This is a genomic window from Shigella sp. SIG6 (genome assembly GCF_053555815.1).
The window spans coordinates 1-15,139 of record NZ_JBQZXC010000016.1; the positions used below are offsets into that span (position 1 = coordinate 1).

Here is a 15,139-nt window from a genome sequence, read left to right on the forward strand (position 1 = left end):
GCGTCGCTGGCAGAGCCTATGTGCTGCATTATTGGTGCTTATCATGCCAATTATCACACCACGCAATATGTTTATGAGCATCGCATGGGCGTCAAACCTGGCGGCAATATTGCACTGCTGGCGTGTGCGGGTCCGATGGGCATTGGCGCTATCGATTACGCCATTAACGGTGGCATACAACCGTCACGGGTGGTGGTGGTCGATATCGACGACAAACGCCTAGCGCAGGTGCAGAAGCTGCTGCCGGTGGATCTGGCGGCCAGTAAAGGCATTGAGCTGGTGTATGTGAATACCAAAGGGATGAGCGATCCTATCCAGATGCTGCGGGCGCTGACAGGAGATGTCGGGTTCGATGACATTTTTGTTTATGCGGCGGTGCCTGCTGTCGTTGAGATGGCTGACGAATTACTGGCGGAAGATGGCTGTCTGAACTTCTTTGCCGGGCTGACGGATAAAAACTTCAAAGTGCCGTTTAATTTCTACAACGTCCATTACAACAGTACGCACGTAGTCGGTACATCCGGCGGTTCAACGGACGACATGAAAGAGGCGATTGCCCTTAGCGCCACAGGACAGTTACAGCCGTCGTTTATGGTGACCCATATTGGTGGCCTGGATGCGGTGCCAGAAACCGTGCTCAATCTGCCGGATATCCCTGGCGGTAAAAAACTCATTTATAACGGCGTGACCATGCCGCTCACTGCCATTGCCGATTTTGCCGAAAAAGGCAAAACCGATCCGCTGTTTAAAGAGTTGGCGCGGCTGGTTGAGGAAACGCACGGCATCTGGAATGAACAGGCCGAGAAATATCTGCTGGCACAATTTGGCGTTGATATCGGGGAGGCCGCGCAATGATGTCCCTGGCGTGGCCATTATTTCGCGTTACGGAACAGGCAGCGTTGGCTGCCTGGCCGCAAACCGGATGTGGCGACAAAAATAAAATTGATGGCCTGGCGGTCACCGCGATGCGCCAGGCATTAAACGACGTCGCTTTTCGTGGACGAGTGGTTATCGGCGAAGGAGAAATTGACCATGCGCCGATGCTGTGGATTGGCGAAGAGGTGGGCAAAGGCGATGGGCCAGAAGTCGATATCGCGGTTGATCCCATTGAAGGCACGCGGATGGTGGCGATGGGGCAGAGCAATGCGCTGGCGGTCATGGCTTTCGCTCCTCGAGATAGCCTGTTACATGCGCCCGATATGTATATGAAAAAGCTGGTTGTTAATCGACTGGCTGCCGGGGCGATTGATCTGTCTTTGCCTCTGGCGGACAACTTGCGTAACGTGGCGCGGGCGTTAGGTAAACCGCTGGACAAGCTGCGCATGGTTACGCTGGATAAACCGCGTCTGAGTGCCGCGATTGAAGAAGCAACACAGCTGGGCGTGAAGGTTTTTGCCCTGCCGGATGGCGATGTCGCCGCCAGCGTGCTGACCTGCTGGCAGGATAATCCTTACGATGTGATGTACACCATCGGCGGTGCGCCAGAAGGCGTGATTTCTGCCTGTGCCGTTAAAGCGTTAGGCGGGGATATGCAGGCCGAGCTGATTGACTTTTGTCAGGCTAAAGGGGATTACACGGAAAATCGGCAGATTGCAGAGCAGGGGCGCAAGCGTTGTAAGGCAATGGGCGTTGACGTTAACCGTGTGTACTCGCTCGATGAACTGGTGAGGGGGAACGATATCCTCTTTAGCGCTACGGGCGTGACGGGCGGCGAGTTGGTGAACGGTATCCAACAGACGGCGAATGGGGTGCGGACGCAGACATTACTGATCGGCGGCGCGGACCAAACGTGTAATATAATAGACTCCCTGCATTGATGGTGATCTATCGGAAGACCAATGGCGACGCTGACAGAAGATGATGTGCTTGAGCAACTGGATGCACAGGACAATTTATTTTCATTTATGAAAACTGCGCATTCTATTTTGCTCCAGGGGATACGCCAGTTTCTGCCGTCGCTGTTTGTCGATAACGATGAAGAGATCGTCGAATATGCAGTGAAGCCGTTACTCGCCCAAAGCGGCCCGCTTGACGATATTGATGTTGCGCTGCGTTTGATTTATGCGCTGGGGAAAATGGATAAATGGCTGTATGCCGATATCACGCACTTTTCCCAGTACTGGCATTACCTGAACGAACAGGATGAAACGCCCGGATTTGCCGATGATATAACCTGGGATTTTATCAGCAATGTCAACAGTATAACTCGCAATGCGACGCTCTACGATGCGTTAAAAGCGATGAAGTTCGCCGATTTCGCCGTCTGGTCAGAGGCGCGTTTTAGCGGAATGGTCAAAACGGCGCTGACGCTGGCAGTAACGACCACCTTAAAGGAATTAACGCCGTGAAAATTGAATTAACGGTGAATGGGCTGAACGTGCAAGCGCAGTACCATGATGAAGAGATAGAACGCGTGCATAAACCGTTGCTGCGTATGCTGGCGGCCTTACAGACGGTAAATCCGCAGCGGCGTACGGTGGTTTTTCTTTGCGCTCCGCCGGGGACGGGTAAATCTACCCTAACCACCTTCTGGGAATATCTCGCGCAACAAGACCCGGAGCTGCCCGCTATTCAGACGCTCCCGATGGATGGTTTTCACCATTACAATAGCTGGCTGGACGCGCATCAATTGCGCCCCTTCAAAGGCGCACCAGAGACATTTGACGTTGCGAAACTGGCGGAAAATCTGCGCCAGGTGGTGGAAGGGGATTGTACGTGGCCGCAGTACGATCGACAAAAGCATGATCCTGTTGAAGATGCGTTGCACGTTACCGCACCACTCGTCATCGTCGAAGGAAACTGGTTGTTGCTGGACGACGAGAAGTGGTGCCAGCTTGCGCAATTTTGTGATTTCTCGATCTTTATCAACGCGCCAGCTACTGCGTTGCGGGAGCGTCTGGTGGGGCGCAAGCTGGCGGGAGGGGTATCGCTGGCAGATGCAGAAGCCTTTTATGACCGTACCGACGGGCCGAATGTTCGCCGGGTGCTGGAAGAGAGTCTGCCTGCAAATTTGACCTTAATGATGACCGCTACGGGTGAATATCGTCTGGTGGATTAACGTTCCTGATTACACCATCTTCCAGTCGCACCACACGAGAGAAATGACGCCGGGTAAATGCGGCGTCATGACTGATTGCTACCACGCTCGTGCCTCGCTGGCGGCACTTCTCCAGCCAGCTTTCAAACACGCTCAACCAATTTTCGTCAAAATCCCGACTCGGCTCGTCCAGCAGTAATAGTGGCGGAGAGAGTGCTTCCAGGCAGGCGACGGCGACCATCCGTCGCTGCGCACTATGCAGATCCAACGGGTGCGAGTTGGCAGTGTCTGCTAACTGACAACATTGCAGGGCAGCATGGGTACGTTGAGTGATTTCATCCGCCGGGCATTTTTGCAGTTTCAAACCAAATGCGATCTCGTCAGCGACGGTGCTGTGAAAAAGTTGGTTTTCCGCTTCCTGAAACAGTACGCCAACCTTTGCCGCGCGCTGGCGGTTTTTCAGGTTTTTCATCGCCTGTTGTTGCAGCATAACCGTACCGGCTGTGGGCGTAAGAAGACCTGCCATTACTCGTAACAGCGTCGATTTCCCTGCGCCATTGTCACCGGTCAGCGCCAACCATTCACCTTGTTTGAGTTGCAGAGAAATGTCGCAAAGACAATCCGTTGCCGCGCCAGGCCAGCGATAAGATATCTTATTTAACGTTAACATAGTGGCTGGAGCGCTCCGTTTTGCAATTGCCACGCTTGCTGGCAGTAGTTCAGGAAAGGTGTGCGATGACGTTCAAAAAGAATAATCAGCGAACCACGTTCAAACGCCCAGTGTTGTAAGCGCTGCAACAGCATTTCGCTGGCCTGCGGCGTCAGGCGGCTAAAGGCTTCATCAAGAATTAAGAGCTTTGGCTGCATCGCGATGGCGCAGGCGATGACCACGTGCTGTGTCTCTCCACCGGAGAGTGTTGCCGGGTGACGATGGCGCAACGGCTGGCACTCGGTCAGAGTCAGGGCGGCATCAATCCGCGCCATAATCTCTGCTTCAGCAAGACACAGATTTTCTGGCCCAAAGGCAACTTCTTCTTCCACGCTAAAGGTACAGCCGGAGAGCTGCAAATAGGGCGATTGCTGGACGAGCTGGATGGTGGCGGATTGTTCATTAAGCGGGAGATGCCCAATGGGCGTACCGAGGAGCGTCCCCGTACCTGTTATCTCTCTTGGCAGAAAGTCCGGATACCAGCCCGCCATCAGCTGTGCCAGCGTACTTTTGCCACTGCCGTTGTCACCAAAGATGGCGACCATCCCCGGTTTGACATAGTGAAAGTCATAACAGAACGGAGGATGCGTTGAGTGTGTCGGGCAATAACGGAACTGTTCTAACGTAACCATATCCACGCTCCGAATTCTGTCAGCATCAGCAAGATCATGGTGTAACGCGCTACGCGTTGTAGGGTGCTATCGGCTGGTGCCCACAACGTTGTTCGTCGGTTGTGGATCCGAAATGCCCGCATATCCAGCGCCGCACCACGGACAGCCAGATCGTTAAGCGCATTGTGTGTTAGCGGAATAATTAACGCGGGCATAGCACGTAAACGCTGATACCAGCCCTCATCCAGCGGCACGCCGCGGGCACGCTGCGCTTCATGAATAATCGCTAATTGCCGTTTTAACTGCTCAACGACCAATAACGGCCCGGCAAACAGATAAGCGACGCCTGGCGGCAGGCGAGAAGCAAACAGAGCGCGAATAAAACATTGCACGGGGACGTACTGCATTCACAACTGTGAGGTTGAAACAATCGCCAGAATCAGCAACCAGAGCGTAATAGCATGCGACCACCGTTCTGGCGAGCGTGGCGTGCCGCTTAGCCATTCTGGTAGCCAGCCACCGTGTACCAGCCACAGCCCGGCTCCCAGCGAGAACATCAGCCAGACGACATATTTTGCCCGCCGCCGCGTGGCCTTTAGCGCAATAAGGCAGAAAAAGGTCGCCGCGCTATAGATCGGCAAAATGGTCTGCGCGGGCAGGATAAGCGTGGTGCAGGCCGCCAATGCCCACAGTGTTAATGAGGTAAATGGATGCATTTAGCGCACGGCAGCCATTGCCGGAAAATGGCGCGTGGTGCGAATCGGCAGCTGGCGCAGTAAAAGCCAGACAATCACCGCTGTAAGAATTTTATCGACCAGGTTCGCGCCTATCACCGTAATCGCCACCGACTCCACCAAGTTTTGCCCCATCGAGTGCATCCAGGCAACGAACAAATCGGCTCCGCTACCGGTGACACCGCCGAACAGCGCAGTACGCAGCGGTACAGCGACGACCGTTACCGCAAGCGTAATAATCACGCCGCTGACAACGACTTTTGGCAGGGTGCGAAACCAACCCGCTCGCGCCAGCCAACCGGCGACCAGGCCGATGACCATCGCGACGGGTGCAAATGCGGCGGCGATCGGGTCGGTCAGCAATCCCCAGAGTAAATTGGTCAGTAAGCCGGTCAGCATTCCGATCACCGGACCAAGCAGTACCGCGCTAATAAGTGTGCCGATGGAGTCGAGAAATATAGGTAATTTGACCATGCTGGCCAGTTGCCCGCCGATCATATTGATGGCGATAGATATAACGATCAACACCAGTGCCTGACTGGAAAAGTGGCTACGCGCCATAAGAAAACCTCTTTGAAAGTAGTTATTTAACGGGGGAAATATGCAACTCGTCGTAACCAGAAAGCGCGCAAGGTTGGCGGCTAAACGCCAGTTCCTCAAGGCTACCGATCACCAGTTCAAGCGTGGTCCGCACGGTACAGCCGGGCATCATATGACCGCCAAGCATCGTGCCGTGTGGATCGGAAACGCAGAGATGAAGATGCTCACCACTCTGTTCCAGCGTGCCGTTTAGTGAGATCACTTCGAATGTACCGTTCAGGAGCGTGGTGCCTTCTTGCCCGGCATAGCGCAAGGCGACGTCAGTCAGGCTACCGGTACAGCCTGCAATCCAGGCGGCATGAAGTTGATGTTGCTGTGCAAAAGCGTGTAGCTGGGAAAAAACTTCCTGCCCGGGGAGGAGGCGCAGTGCGTAAAAGCGTGCGGAGGAAGAATATGGGTAGGGCAATGTCATCATTGGAGTACTCCGAAACTCGGACGTATTGCGGATAATATCGACGCTGCATCAGTCATATTCTGATATAAGTCAGGGTTTGTGACGGCACAACGAAAAGATTTTGCTACGCTTATTCGTGATTCTGCAAAGTGGAATAAATTCCACAGGGGCGGGGCTGAAAACGTGACGTAAGTCAGATAATTGCTTTCTTTGACTGGACAATCATTCCTTTTATTCAACGTTTCGCTTATCCTAGCTGAAGCGTTTCAGTCGATTAAATGTTCGACAATTAACCAATCAGTCGCAGTTTGCGACAGGTAAGGTTTCCCCGGACGATTTGCTGGATTACTCTGTCTGGCAAATTTGCTCAGGGAAAACCTTGCAGGAGATCTATGACCGTACGCGTAGCGATAAATGGCTTCGGTCGCATCGGGCGTAATGTGGTTCGTGCTTTGTATGAATCCGGACGCCGGGCGGAAATTACCGTGGTGGCAATCAACGAACTGGCGGATGCTGCGGGCATGGCACATTTGTTGAAATATGACACCAGCCATGGCCGTTTTGCATGGGAAGTACGACAGGAACGCGATCAACTTTTTGTTGGTGATGACGCCATCCGCGTATTGCATGAACGTTCACTGCAATCGCTCCCCTGGCGTGAACTTGGCGTTGATGTAGTCCTCGACTGCACCGGCGTATATGGCTCCCGCGAGCATGGCGAAGCGCATATTGCCGCCGGGGCCAAAAAAGTGCTCTTTTCACATCCTGGCAGTAACGATCTCGACGCGACCGTTGTTTACGGCGTCAATCAGGATCAACTTCGTGCGGAACACCGCATCGTTTCTAACGCTTCCTGTACCACGAATTGCATAATTCCCGTCATCAAATTGTTAGATGATGCGTACGGTATTGAGTCCGGCACTGTGACCACAATTCACTCCGCCATGCACGATCAACAGGTTATTGATGCATACCATCCTGACCTGCGTCGCACCCGGGCAGCCAGCCAGTCGATCATTCCGGTCGATACTAAACTGGCCGCTGGTATCACACGATTTTTTCCGCAATTTAACGATCGCTTTGAAGCGATTGCGGTACGTGTGCCAACCATAAATGTGACGGCAATCGATTTAAGCGTGACGGTGAAGAAACCTGTAAAAGCCAATGAAGTCAACCTGTTGCTGCAAAAAGCAGCACAAGGTGCATTTCATGGTATAGTTGACTATACGGAATTGCCGTTGGTCTCTGTAGATTTTAACCACGATCCGCACAGTGCCATTGTCGATGGCACCCAAACCCGGGTCAGTGGCGCACACCTGATCAAAACGTTGGTCTGGTGCGATAACGAATGGGGCTTTGCTAACCGAATGCTCGACACGACGTTAGCTATGGCTACTGTTGCTTTCAGGTAAGACGCAAGCAGCGTCTGCAAAACTTTTAGAATCAACGAGAGGATTCACCATGTCTGTAATTAAGATGACCGATCTGGATCTTGCTGGGAAACGTGTATTTATCCGTGCGGATCTGAACGTACCAGTAAAAGACGGGAAAGTAACCAGCGACGCGCGTATCCGTGCTTCTCTGCCGACCATCGAACTGGCCCTGAAACAAGGCGCAAAAGTGATGGTAACTTCCCACCTGGGTCGTCCTACCGAAGGCGAGTACAACGAAGAATTCTCTCTGCTGCCGGTTGTTAACTACCTGAAAGACAAATTGTCTAACCCGGTTCGTCTGGTTAAAGATTACCTCGACGGCGTTGACGTTGCTGAAGGTGAACTGGTTGTTCTGGAAAACGTTCGCTTCAACAAAGGCGAGAAGAAAGACGACGAAACCCTGTCCAAAAAATACGCTGCACTGTGTGACGTGTTCGTAATGGACGCATTCGGTACTGCTCACCGCGCGCAGGCTTCTACTCACGGTATCGGTAAATTCGCTGACGTTGCGTGCGCAGGCCCGCTGCTGGCAGCTGAACTGGACGCGCTGGGTAAAGCACTGAAAGAACCTGCTCGCCCGATGGTGGCTATCGTTGGTGGTTCTAAAGTATCTACCAAACTGACCGTTCTGGACTCCCTGTCTAAAATCGCTGACCAGCTGATTGTTGGTGGTGGTATCGCTAACACCTTTATCGCGGCACAAGGCCACGATGTGGGTAAATCCCTGTACGAAGCTGACCTGGTTGACGAAGCTAAACGTCTGCTGACCACCTGCAACATCCCGGTTCCGTCTGATGTTCGCGTAGCAACCGAGTTCTCTGAAACTGCACCGGCTACCCTGAAATCTGTTAACGATGTGAAAGCTGACGAGCAGATCCTGGATATCGGTGATGCTTCCGCTCAGGAACTGGCTGAAATCCTGAAGAATGCGAAAACCATTCTGTGGAACGGTCCGGTTGGCGTGTTCGAATTCCCGAACTTCCGCAAAGGTACTGAAATCGTGGCTAACGCTATCGCAGACAGCGAAGCGTTCTCCATCGCTGGCGGCGGCGACACTCTGGCAGCAATCGACCTGTTCGGCATTGCTGACAAAATCTCCTACATCTCCACTGGCGGCGGCGCATTCCTCGAATTCGTGGAAGGTAAAGTACTGCCTGCAGTAGCGATGCTCGAAGAGCGCGCTAAGAAGTAAAAAATCACAGGGCAGGGAAACCTGCCCTTGTTTCAGCGCGCTTTTAGAGCACGCATTTTTTCATACTCTAAATAATTCGAGTTGCAGGAAGGCGACAAGAGAGTGAATCCCCAGGAGCTTACATAAGTAAGTGACTGGGGTGAGCGAACGCAGACGCAGCACATGCAACTTGAAGTATTATGAGTATAAGGCCCGACGATACAGGACAAGAGACATGTCTAAGATTTTTGATTTCGTAAAACCTGGCGTAATCACTGGTGATGACGTACAGAAAGTTTTCCAGGTAGCAAAAGAAAACAACTTCGCACTGCCAGCAGTAAACTGCGTCGGTACTGACTCCATCAACGCCGTACTGGAAACTGCTGCTAAAGTTAAAGCGCCGGTTATCGTTCAGTTCTCCAACGGTGGTGCTTCCTTTATCGCTGGTAAAGGCGTGAAATCTGACGTTCCGCAGGGTGCTGCTATCCTGGGCGCGATCTCTGGTGCGCATCACGTTCACCAGATGGCTGAACATTATGGTGTTCCGGTTATCCTGCACACTGACCACTGCGCGAAGAAACTGCTGCCGTGGATCGACGGTCTGCTGGACGCGGGTGAAAAACACTTCGCAGCTACCGGTAAGCCGCTGTTCTCTTCTCACATGATCGACCTGTCTGAAGAATCTCTGCAAGAGAACATCGAAATCTGCTCTAAATACCTGGAGCGTATGTCCAAAATCGGCATGACTCTGGAAATCGAACTGGGTTGCACCGGTGGTGAAGAAGACGGCGTGGACAACAGCCACATGGACGCTTCTGCACTGTACACCCAGCCGGAAGACGTTGATTACGCATACACCGAGCTGAGCAAAATCAGCCCGCGTTTCACCATCGCTGCGTCCTTCGGTAACGTACACGGTGTTTACAAGCCGGGTAACGTGGTTCTGACTCCGACCATCCTGCGTGATTCTCAGGAATATGTTTCTAAGAAACACAACCTGCCGCACAACAGCCTGAACTTCGTATTCCACGGTGGTTCCGGTTCTACTGCTCAGGAAATCAAAGACTCCGTAAGCTACGGCGTAGTGAAAATGAACATCGATACCGATACCCAATGGGCAACCTGGGAAGGCGTTCTGAACTACTACAAAGCGAACGAAGCTTATCTGCAGGGTCAGCTGGGTAACCCGAAAGGCGAAGATCAGCCGAACAAGAAATACTACGATCCGCGCGTATGGCTGCGTGCCGGTCAGACTTCGATGATCGCTCGTCTGGAAAAAGCATTCCAGGAACTGAACGCGATCGACGTTCTGTAAGTCATTCCTTTCTGCTTATCTCAAGGCCCGCTCTGCGGGTCTTTTTTTCGCCAAAAGCAAGGTGATTCAGATGAGAAATCTGTGATCTATTTGGCAAAATTATGCTTTATTGTTTACCCTTGTCAGACTGCCCGTCATAAGGCGGCGGAGTGTATTTCTCCATTTTGAGTCAGTTGAAAAGGAATATTGAATGGAAGATTTGAATGTTGTCGATAGCATAAACGGCGCGGGAAGCTGGCTGGTAGCTAACCAGGCGCTGCTGCTAAGTTATGCAGTAAACATCGTGGCGGCACTCGCGATCATCATCGTTGGTTTGATTATCGCGCGGATGATTTCCAACGCGGTGAATCGCCTGATGATCTCCCGTAAAATCGATGCCACTGTTGCTGATTTTCTTTCTGCATTAGTCCGTTACGGTATTATCGCCTTTACGCTAATCGCTGCCTTGGGACGCGTGGGTGTACAAACAGCGTCAGTCATTGCTGTACTCGGTGCCGCAGGCTTAGCTGTTGGTCTGGCTTTGCAGGGGTCACTTTCTAACCTGGCCGCTGGCGTGTTACTTGTCATGTTCCGCCCGTTCCGTGCCGGAGAATATGTTGACCTCGGCGGCGTAGCCGGTACTGTGCTGAGTGTGCAGATTTTCTCCACCACCATGCGTACTGCAGACGGTAAAATTATCGTTATTCCGAACGGTAAAATTATTGCCGGAAATATTATTAACTTCTCCCGCGAGCCAGTTCGCCGTAACGAATTTATTATTGGCGTGGCGTATGATTCCGATATCGATCAGGTTAAGCAGATCCTGACCAATATTATCCAGTCTGAAGATCGCATTTTGAAAGATCGCGAAATGACTGTGCGCCTGAACGAACTTGGTGCATCGTCGATTAATTTCGTGGTCCGCGTCTGGAGCAACAGCGGCGATCTGCAAAACGTGTACTGGGATGTGCTGGAGCGTATTAAACGTGAATTTGATGCCGCCGGTATCAGCTTCCCGTACCCGCAAATGGATGTGAACTTTAAGCGGGTGAAAGAAGACAAAGCTGCGTAATCAACGCTGAGGCCAGATAATACTCTCTGGCCTCTCTCTTATTAGTTATTCTGATTGCCAATTAATATTATCAATTTCCGCTAATAACAATCCCGCGATATAGTCTCTGCATCAGATACTTAATTCGGAATATCCAACGTGTTTTCTTATTACTTTCAAGGTCTTGCTCTTGGGGCAGCTATGATTCTGCCGCTCGGCCCACAAAATGCTTTTGTGATGAATCAGGGCATTCGTCGTCAGTACCACATTATGATTGCCTTACTTTGCGCTATCAGCGATTTGGTCCTGATTTGCGCGGGGATTTTTGGTGGTAGCGCGTTATTAATGCAGTCGCCGTGGTTGCTGGCGCTGGTCACCTGGGGCGGCGTAGTCTTCTTGCTCTGGTATGGTTTTGGCGCTTTTAAAACAGCGATGAGTAGTAATATTGAGTTAGCTAGTGCCGAAGTCCTGAAGCAAGGCAGATGGAAAATTATCGCCACCATGTTGGCAGTGACCTGGCTGAATCCGCATGTTTACCTGGATACTTTTGTTGTACTGGGCAGCCTTGGCGGGCAGCTTGACGTCGAACCAAAACGTTGGTTTGCGCACGGCAAAATCACAGCGCATTATCAATCTGGTAGTGGGATGTGTCATGTGGTTTATAGCCTTGCAGCTGGCGAGAGACGGTATTGCTCATGCACAAGCCTTGTTCAGTTAGGCGCTATCTGATGGAAAAATAAAACAGAGGCGCTAAGCTTGCCTCCAGAGGTCCTGAATTTTGGGCAAGTCAATTAACACGGAGAGACTAACGTGAAGTTCAAAGTTATCGCCCTGGCGGCATTAATGGGTATTAGCGGGATGGCAGCGCAGGCTAACGAATTGCCGGATGGACCGCATATTGTCACCTCCGGTACGGCAAGTGTGGATGCGGTGCCAGACATTGCCACTCTTGCGATTGAAGTTAACGTGGCCGCGAAGGATGCCGCTACAGCCAAGAAACAGGCAGATGAGCGTGTCGCACAATACATTTCCTTCCTTGAACTCAATCAGATCGCGAAAAAAGATATCAGCTCAGCGAATTTACGCACCCAGCCAGATTATGACTATCAGGATGGTAAAAGTATCCTGAAAGGCTACCGAGCTGTGAGAACGGTGGAAGTCACGCTCCGTCAGTTAGACAAACTGAATTCCTTGCTGGATGGCGCGCTGAAGGCGGGTCTTAACGAAATTCGTTCTGTGTCGCTGGGCGTGGCGCAGCCGGATGCCTATAAAGACAAAGCGCGTAAGGCAGCGATTGATAACGCGATTCATCAGGCGCAGGAACTGGCGAACGGCTTTCATCGTAAACTGGGGCCGGTATATAGCGTGCGCTACCATGTTTCCAACTATCAGCCCAGCCCAATGGTGCGGATGATGAAAGCCGATGCCGCGCCGGTGTCTGCCCAGGAAACTTACGAGCAGGCCGCTATTCAGTTTGATGATCAGGTCGATGTGGTCTTCCAGTTAGAACCTGTGGATCAACAACCCGCTAAAACACCTGCAGCACAATAATACTTGTAGCCCGACGTATTCGTCGGGCTAATGCCTTTACCCGATATTGCCTCCTTTTTCTGTAATTTTCTGTAAAACCATGACGTAATCACCTATCTTTGCTCGCGGTTTCATCAAGGATAGGCTGACTGAAACGGTTAAGCGGACAAGGATGCGGGGAGGGGGGATGGACATTTTTATTTCGAAAAAGATGCGCAATTTCATTTTATTAGCGCAAACCAATAATATTGCCCGGGCGGCAGAAAAAATCCATATGACGGCTTCGCCATTTGGTAAAAGCATTGCCGCGCTGGAAGAACAAATTGGCTATACGCTATTTACCCGCAAAGATAATAATATCAGCCTCAATAAAGCCGGTCAGGAACTGTATCAAAAACTGTTCCCGGTTTATCAACGACTTTCTGCGATTGATAATGAAATCCATAACTCAGGGCGTCGTTCACGAGAAATTGTGATTGGCATAGATAATACTTATCCGACAATTATTTTCGATCAGTTGATTAGTCTCGGAGATAAGTATGAAGGCGTGACCGCCCAGCCAGTTGAGTTCAGCGAAAACGGCGTTATCGATAATCTTTTTGACCGTCAGTTAGATTTTATTATCTCCCCACAGCATGTATCTGCACGAGTTCAGGAACTGGAAAACCTGACTATCAGTGAATTACCACCGCTGCGATTGGGCTTTCTCGTTTCTCGCCGTTATGAAGAGCGTCAAGAGCAAGAGCTGCTTCAGGAGCTGCCCTAGCTACAAATGCGCTTTCAAAACCGGGCTAACTTCGAAGCAATGATTGATGCGAATATGCGACCTTGTGGGATCAATCCCACCATTATTTATCGTCCCTACAGTTTTATGGCCAAAATCAGCGCCGTGGAGCGCGGACATTTTCTGACGGTGATCCCGCATTTTGCCTGGCGACTGGTGAATCCGGCAACGCTGAAATATTTTGATGCGCCGCACAGGCCGATGTATATGCAGGAATATCTTTATTCAATCAGAAATCATCGTTATACCGCCACGATCTTCAGCATATTGCTGAAGATCGTGACGGGACAAACCATTAACCCAGCATCGAGCCGGTTGCAATTAAATTACGGTGTAAGTCGAAGACGTGGCTAAGATCGTGGTGAATATGTCCGCCGGGCGCATTTTCCAGATAGCGATGCAGATAATCCCGATACATAGGATGTGCACAATTATCAATGATAGTGCGGGCGCGTTGAAGCGGGGAAAGACCGCGCAGATCGGCGATCCCTTGTTCGGTGATGATCACTTTGACGCTGTGTTCGCTGTGATCAACATGGCTGCACATTGGCACGACGGTTGAGATCTTGCCTTCTTTAGCAATCGACGGAGCCATAAAGATCGACAGATACGCGTTGCGTTCAAAATCACCGCTGCCGCCGATGCCGTTCATCAGATCGACCCCGGCTACGTGCGTTGAATTTGCATGCCCGTAAATATCAAACTCCAGGCCGACGTTCAGAGCGATGACGCCCAGACGACGGATGATTTCCGGGTTATTGGAAATCTCCTGCGGACGCAACACAATGCGGCTGGCAAAGTAATCCATATTGTCGTAAATCTTGCGCAGGGAATCGGCCGAGATTGTCAGGCTGGAGGCGCTGGCCCCGCTGATTTTGCCGGTTTCCAGTAAATGCACCACCGATTCCTGTAGCACTTCCGAATACATCATGAACGGAGGAATTTCCGGGTTTTCCCCCAGACGCGCCATTACCGCATTATTGATATTGCCCACGCCACTTTGCAGCGGCAGAAATTCCGGCGGAATACGCCCATGCGCCATTTCCTGCAATAAGAACGTGACCACGTTATCGGCAATCTGCTGGCACATGGGATTTTGCTTATCCAGCATATTACCAGCGTCGGGCAAGTTGGTTTCCACGACGGCGACAATCTTTTTCGGATCGATTTGCACATAGCGGGTACCGACGCGATCCATTGCATGGAAGATCGACACGCTATTGCGCCGCGGTGGCGCGCCAGGAATCACAATATCTGCCAGTTCTGCAACGCGCGGATCGTGATAGTGATTAAGTTCAATGATCACTTTCTTCGCTCGCAGCAGCCAGGTCGGCGCATTACCGATCCCGCTGGTTAACCAGACTCGACCATCCGGTGCCAGTGCCGATGCTTCAATGACGGCAACATCAATGTCGCCGAAGAAACCGTAATTGACCATTTGCGCCACTTCGCTCAAATGCAGGTCAACGAAACTCACCGCGCCTTGATTGATCTTTTTACGTAAACTGGACGATGTTTGATATGGCGCACGCCAGGAAACAGCATCGGCGTCAGAAAGTACATCGTCAGCGGCGGCGCTGATTGACGCCCCCGTCAGCAGGCGAATTTGATACGGCTTTTTGGCCTCATGCTGTTCGTTAGCTCTGCGGGCAATCGCGGCGGGTAGGGCTTTCAGCGAACCCGCTGGGGTAAAGCCGCTAAATGCCACCATGTCGTTATGCTGGATAATTTCTGCCGCTTCATCGGCGGTCATCCTTGTCCACTGAGTTTCCATTTTTACTCCTTCGTTCG

The 15,139-nt window shown here is 51.6% G+C and carries 14 protein-coding genes and 3 pseudogenes; 11 read left to right on the forward strand and 6 right to left on the reverse strand.

Annotation, left to right across the window (positions count from 1 at the left end):
* The 4 genes from ACUU1M_RS04630 to ACUU1M_RS04645 form a co-directional block, all read left to right on the forward strand.
* A partial coding sequence (locus ACUU1M_RS04630; protein WP_449144647.1) for a zinc-binding dehydrogenase occupies positions 1-855 on the forward strand: 855 nt, incomplete at its 5' end.
* Positions 852-1,817, forward strand: a complete 966-nt coding sequence (gene glpX / locus ACUU1M_RS04635; protein ID WP_152028884.1) for a class II fructose-bisphosphatase — start codon at positions 852-854, stop codon at positions 1,815-1,817. The genes ACUU1M_RS04630 and glpX, both read left to right, overlap by 4 nt.
* 21 nt (positions 1,818-1,838) lie before the next feature.
* Positions 1,839-2,348, forward strand: a complete 510-nt coding sequence (fumE, locus tag ACUU1M_RS04640; RefSeq protein ID WP_000224135.1) for a fumarase E — start codon at positions 1,839-1,841, stop codon at positions 2,346-2,348.
* Entirely contained in the window at positions 2,345-3,058 is a 714-nt protein-coding gene (locus tag ACUU1M_RS04645; protein ID WP_000687763.1) for a nucleoside/nucleotide kinase family protein, read from the forward strand. Before fumE ends, ACUU1M_RS04645 begins: the two co-directional genes overlap by 4 nt.
* On the opposite strand, the gene ACUU1M_RS04650 is transcribed toward ACUU1M_RS04645, so the two are convergent.
* From ACUU1M_RS04650 to ACUU1M_RS04670, 5 genes and pseudogenes are all read right to left on the reverse strand, one after another.
* Positions 3,030-3,707 (reverse strand): ABC transporter ATP-binding protein, encoded by a 678-nt coding sequence (locus ACUU1M_RS04650; RefSeq protein WP_000956873.1) that lies wholly within the window; start codon positions 3,705-3,707, stop codon positions 3,030-3,032. The genes ACUU1M_RS04645 and ACUU1M_RS04650 overlap by 29 nt on opposite strands.
* A complete protein-coding gene (locus tag ACUU1M_RS04655) occupies positions 3,701-4,378 on the reverse strand; it encodes an ABC transporter ATP-binding protein (protein WP_000256978.1) in 678 nt (225 codons plus the stop codon). Before ACUU1M_RS04655 ends, ACUU1M_RS04650 begins: the two co-directional genes overlap by 7 nt.
* Positions 4,366-5,073: pseudogene (locus ACUU1M_RS04660) on the reverse strand (energy-coupling factor transporter transmembrane component T). The gene ACUU1M_RS04655 and the pseudogene ACUU1M_RS04660 overlap by 13 nt, the downstream one beginning before the upstream one ends.
* Complete coding sequence (locus ACUU1M_RS04665) at positions 5,074-5,652, reverse strand: ECF transporter S component (RefSeq protein ID WP_000124312.1); 579 nt, start codon at positions 5,650-5,652, stop codon at positions 5,074-5,076.
* Between the two features lie 22 nt (positions 5,653-5,674).
* Positions 5,675-6,106 (reverse strand): PPC domain-containing DNA-binding protein, encoded by a 432-nt coding sequence (locus ACUU1M_RS04670; protein WP_000988693.1) that lies wholly within the window; start codon positions 6,104-6,106, stop codon positions 5,675-5,677.
* 371 nt (positions 6,107-6,477) lie between these two features.
* On the opposite strand from ACUU1M_RS04670, the gene epd reads away from it, so the two are divergent.
* The 7 genes and pseudogenes from epd to srsR all read left to right on the forward strand — a co-directional run bounded on the left by epd (position 6,478) and on the right by srsR (position 13,647).
* On the forward strand, positions 6,478-7,497 hold the full coding sequence (gene epd, locus ACUU1M_RS04675) for an erythrose-4-phosphate dehydrogenase (RefSeq protein WP_000218480.1): 1,020 nt from the start codon (positions 6,478-6,480) through the stop codon (positions 7,495-7,497).
* 49 nt (positions 7,498-7,546) lie between these two features.
* Complete coding sequence (gene pgk / locus ACUU1M_RS04680; RefSeq protein WP_000111269.1) at positions 7,547-8,710, forward strand: phosphoglycerate kinase; 1,164 nt, start codon at positions 7,547-7,549, stop codon at positions 8,708-8,710.
* Positions 8,711-8,924: 214 nt separating this feature from the next.
* On the forward strand, positions 8,925-10,004 hold the full coding sequence (gene fbaA / locus ACUU1M_RS04685; protein WP_000034372.1) for a class II fructose-bisphosphate aldolase: 1,080 nt from the start codon (positions 8,925-8,927) through the stop codon (positions 10,002-10,004).
* 190 nt (positions 10,005-10,194) lie between these two features.
* Positions 10,195-11,055, forward strand: a complete 861-nt coding sequence (gene mscS, locus ACUU1M_RS04690; protein WP_000389818.1) for a small-conductance mechanosensitive channel MscS — start codon at positions 10,195-10,197, stop codon at positions 11,053-11,055.
* 138 nt (positions 11,056-11,193) lie between these two features.
* Positions 11,194-11,752, forward strand: a pseudogene (gene argO, locus ACUU1M_RS04695) (arginine exporter ArgO).
* A gap of 92 nt (positions 11,753-11,844) precedes the next feature.
* Entirely contained in the window at positions 11,845-12,585 is a 741-nt protein-coding gene (locus ACUU1M_RS04700) for an oxidative stress defense protein (RefSeq protein ID WP_000669834.1), read from the forward strand.
* A 166-nt stretch (positions 12,586-12,751) separates the two neighbouring features.
* A pseudogene (gene srsR, locus ACUU1M_RS04705) lies at positions 12,752-13,647 on the forward strand (LysR family transcriptional regulator SrsR).
* Here srsR and scpC read toward each other — a convergent pair.
* Positions 13,644-15,122 carry a propionyl-CoA:succinate CoA transferase gene (gene scpC / locus ACUU1M_RS04710; protein ID WP_152028885.1) on the reverse strand — a complete coding sequence of 493 codons (1,479 nt, stop codon included), beginning with the start codon at positions 15,120-15,122 and terminating at the stop codon, positions 13,644-13,646. The pseudogene srsR and the gene scpC sit on opposite strands and share 4 nt — an antisense overlap.
* Positions 15,123-15,139 lie beyond the last annotated feature (17 nt).

Excerpts from the sequence above, each read along its gene's own strand:
- glpX (WP_152028884.1), top strand. The coding sequence starts at position 852 with ATGATGTCCCTGGCGTGGCCATTATTTCGCGTTACGGAACAGGCAGCG.
- fumE (WP_000224135.1), top strand. The coding sequence starts at position 1,839 with ATGGCGACGCTGACAGAAGATGATGTGCTTGAGCAACTGGATGCACAG.
- ACUU1M_RS04650 (WP_000956873.1), bottom strand. The coding sequence starts at position 3,707 with ATGTTAACGTTAAATAAGATATCTTATCGCTGGCCTGGCGCGGCAACG.
- ACUU1M_RS04655 (WP_000256978.1), bottom strand. The coding sequence starts at position 4,378 with ATGGTTACGTTAGAACAGTTCCGTTATTGCCCGACACACTCAACGCAT.
- ACUU1M_RS04665 (WP_000124312.1), bottom strand. The coding sequence starts at position 5,652 with ATGGCGCGTAGCCACTTTTCCAGTCAGGCACTGGTGTTGATCGTTATA.
- ACUU1M_RS04670 (WP_000988693.1), bottom strand. The coding sequence starts at position 6,106 with ATGATGACATTGCCCTACCCATATTCTTCCTCCGCACGCTTTTACGCA.
- epd (WP_000218480.1), top strand. The coding sequence starts at position 6,478 with ATGACCGTACGCGTAGCGATAAATGGCTTCGGTCGCATCGGGCGTAAT.
- pgk (WP_000111269.1), top strand. The coding sequence starts at position 7,547 with ATGTCTGTAATTAAGATGACCGATCTGGATCTTGCTGGGAAACGTGTA.
- fbaA (WP_000034372.1), top strand. The coding sequence starts at position 8,925 with ATGTCTAAGATTTTTGATTTCGTAAAACCTGGCGTAATCACTGGTGAT.
- mscS (WP_000389818.1), top strand. The coding sequence starts at position 10,195 with ATGGAAGATTTGAATGTTGTCGATAGCATAAACGGCGCGGGAAGCTGG.
- scpC (WP_152028885.1), bottom strand. The coding sequence starts at position 15,122 with ATGGAAACTCAGTGGACAAGGATGACCGCCGATGAAGCGGCAGAAATT.